General features: G+C 68.1%; 3 protein-coding genes. All 3 read left to right on the top strand.

What is annotated here, in order from left to right; all coding sequences use genetic code 11:
• Positions 1-518 precede the first annotated feature (518 nt).
• Entirely contained in the window at positions 519-983 is a 465-nt protein-coding gene (locus VG296_RS18505) for an RNA polymerase sigma factor (RefSeq protein WP_325567204.1), read from the top strand.
• A complete protein-coding gene (locus VG296_RS18510) occupies positions 983-1561 on the top strand; it encodes a hypothetical protein (RefSeq protein WP_325567200.1) in 579 nt (192 codons plus the stop codon). Before VG296_RS18505 ends, VG296_RS18510 begins: the two co-directional genes overlap by 1 nt.
• 92 nt (positions 1562-1653) lie before the next feature.
• Positions 1654-1986 carry a hypothetical protein gene (locus VG296_RS18515; RefSeq protein ID WP_325567202.1) on the top strand — a complete coding sequence of 111 codons (333 nt, stop codon included), beginning with the start codon at positions 1654-1656 and terminating at the stop codon, positions 1984-1986.
• Positions 1987-2359 lie beyond the last annotated feature (373 nt).

Genomic DNA, 2359 nt, shown 5'->3' on the forward strand with positions numbered 1-2359 from the left:
TCAAACACCGCTCGCGTTACCTCCTCAGTATCCACTGCCGGCCGGATCCGAATCGCGCCCACGACAGTCGATCCTACGCCGAGCGGGAAGCGCGCATCGACACCCCGGTGCGATCAATCGAAGCAGTGCCTTGTCGCATTGCCGCGGACCCGCGCGGCCCCCGTGCGTGTAGGGACCATCGGGCTCTTGCGGTCACGGTCGCGGCCGTCGCAACGGCCAACGCTGACTGCGACGAGGCGATGCTGCCGGCGGCGGGGCTCGGCGCTTCGTGCCGGATGTTCGTGCCAGCAGACGCCGTGGCTTCTCTGCCAAAGCTTGGTCTGGCGTCTATCTGCGCCGGTCGGGGTGCGTCGAACACCCGGGGGAGTCGTGGGCGGGCGGTCACAATCTGGGCGGGGAGTGCAAGGAACGAGGTGATGGCACGCCGCGACGAGCGAGAGCGATGGTCAGATACCGAACTGCTGGCGGCGGCGGCCGGGCGCGATGGAGCAGCGTACGGCGTCTTCTAAAGCCGACACCTGCAAGCGGTGGTGTGCTACCTGCGGCGTCAGACCGGCAACCCTGAGGCGGCGGCCGATCTGACGGCAGAGGTGTTCGCGGCGGCCCTGTTGTCGGCGCACCGTTACCGGGATAGTTCGGAGTCGGCGGCGCCGTGGTTGCTGGGGATCGCTCGCAACACGCTGCGGATGAGCCGGCGGCAGGGCCAAATCGAGGACCGTGCCCGCCGACGGCTCGGATATGAGCCGGTCATCTTGGAGGATCCCGATCTCGACCGCGTCGAGGCCCTAGCCGCCGGTGGTTCTGGCGTGATGGACCGCATGGCCTCGCTACCCGCGACTGAGCGCGAAGCCATCGAGCGACGGGTCCTGCAGGAACGGACCTACCAGGAGATCGCCGCCGAACTGCGGTGCTCTGAGCTGGTCGTGCGCAAGCGCATCAGCCGGGGTCTGGCTCGGCTGCGCACAACGTGGACGGAGCGCTGATGGACGACTACTTCGGAACGGTCGCCGAGCAATTGATGCGTCTGTGCGATCAGGGCGCTCACCGACGAAGGTGGCGGCGGGACCTCGCGAGCCGGAAGTTATGGCCCGCCCTCGGATTGGCTGCGTCGGTTGCGGTCGTCGTTGCGGTCGTTGCGGTGGCGCTTTGGGCCGGCGGGGCGAACACGCCCGGGGGCACGACACCCGGCTCCCCGCACCCGACCCTGACGGCCGCGCAGCAGAAGCGCGTAAGGCAGATCGCCTATCGGATCTTGAGGCCGACAGGACCGGCGTGCATCAGGAACACGAGGCTCAGCATCAAGAACTGGAGGCTCAGCATCAGCCACGGCGCGCCGGACCACGCCGTTCTCTCAACGCTCGGTGTCCTTCGGCGCAAGGCCACGGCGGCGGACACCGTCTCAAGCCTGGCCAGCCGCCCAATTCTGCTCCAGGCCCGTGGAGTCTATGTCCGGTACGTCCGCCTCGCGCGTACCTTTGGGGGCGCCCACTACTATCTCGTGCCCGCTGCCGATGTCGGGGGGCCACCGCAGGGTGCATCGCCACATACCGCCGTCGCCTGAGCAACGCGCTTCGGAGCATCCCGCCGCCCCTTGGGGCAGCCGTTCAAGGCGACGTTCAGCGCACAATCGCGCGAATCGCGCCGCACGAGGGCGTGATGCTCTTTTCCGTATCCCCGGACGGGGGCACCGGATCCGCTGGCGACAGCATCCAGCAAATCCGTCAGCAAGGCGGTGATTTCGGCATCTTCGGCGGCTCAGGCAGGGTCAGCCAGCTCACGGGCATCATTCCCGACGGCGTCGCCACCGTCACCCTCAGCTTCCCGCGTCAAGCCTCGGGCTCGCCGATCGCCGTCACTGCGCGGCCGGTCGGCAACCTTCTCGTAGTACCGGTCCCCTCCGCGTCATCCCGGTTCCCCACCTCGATGGTCTGGCGAGCACCGAACGGCCGGCTAATCCGAACGATCCGGCGATTCAACTCGTTCTAACTCAGCGATCGTGCTGCGATCTCCGCATCGCCCCCACCGCGGCCACGACGATCGACTGTCTGACGCCGCCCCATCCTGCCGAATGCGGCCACGCGATTCGTGGCCGCCTGGCCGGACCGGCCGCGTCGAGGACGTCTCACCCGGGATCCAAGATCGGTAGACGGACGCCCGAGGCCCCGTCCACGGCTCCGGCGGGCGGGCCGGATCGGGCGCGCTCGGCGTCGCAGTTCCTAAGGCTCAGCGGACGCGGGCAACCAGGGCCTGCACAGGCGATTTCCGCGTCGGGTCCGGCGCGAACGTCTACCGATCCGTCCAGTTGGTCGGTAACGTGATCAGCATGAGCGACGCCCTGCGTTTTACGATCCGGTTCTCA

The organism is Actinospica sp., from assembly GCF_035552695.1.
Taxonomy (GTDB): Bacteria; Actinomycetota; Actinomycetes; order Streptomycetales; family Catenulisporaceae; genus Actinospica.